Below are 591 nucleotides of genomic sequence, written 5' to 3' on the forward strand. Positions count from 1 at the left end.
GGGATGCGCGATGTCAGGCGGCCGGGGTGCGGCTGCTGCGCTGGGCGTCGTAGGCATCCACGATGCGCGCCACGAGCGGATGCCGCACCACGTCGGCGGTGGTGAAGCGCGTCACCGCGATGCCCTTCACGCGCTTGAGCACGCGCTCGGCGTCGATCAGGCCGCTCATCGCGCCCTTGGGCAGGTCGATCTGGCTCACGTCGCCCGTCACCACCGCCTTGGCGCCGAAGCCGATGCGCGTGAGGAACATCTTCATCTGCTCGGGCGTGGTGTTCTGCGCCTCGTCGAGGATCACGAAGGCATTGTTGAGCGTGCGCCCGCGCATGAAGGCGAGCGGCGCGATCTCCAGCGCGTTGCGCTCGAACGCCTTCTGCACGCGGTCGTAGCCCATGAGTTCGTAGAGCGCGTCGTAGAGCGGGCGCAGGTAGGGATCGACCTTCTGCGTGAGGTCGCCGGGCAGGAAGCCCAGGCGCTCGCCGGCCTCGACCGCGGGGCGGGTGAGCACGATGCGCTGCACCGCGCTGCGCTCGAGCGCGTCGACCGCGCAGGCCACGGCGAGATACGTCTTTCCGGTGCCGGCCGGACCGATGC

General features: G+C 70.1%; 1 protein-coding gene. It reads right to left on the minus strand.

Annotated features, from left to right (window positions below; all coding sequences use genetic code 11):
- Nucleotides 1-13: 13 nt before the first annotated feature.
- A partial coding sequence (locus tag GVL52_RS31670) for a PhoH family protein (RefSeq protein ID WP_160012682.1) occupies nucleotides 14-591 on the minus strand: 578 nt, incomplete at its 5' end.

The sequence above is a fragment of the Rhizobium sp. 18055 genome (assembly GCF_902706285.1).
In the GTDB taxonomy this organism is placed as follows: Bacteria; Pseudomonadota; Alphaproteobacteria; order Rhizobiales; family Rhizobiaceae; genus Rhizobium.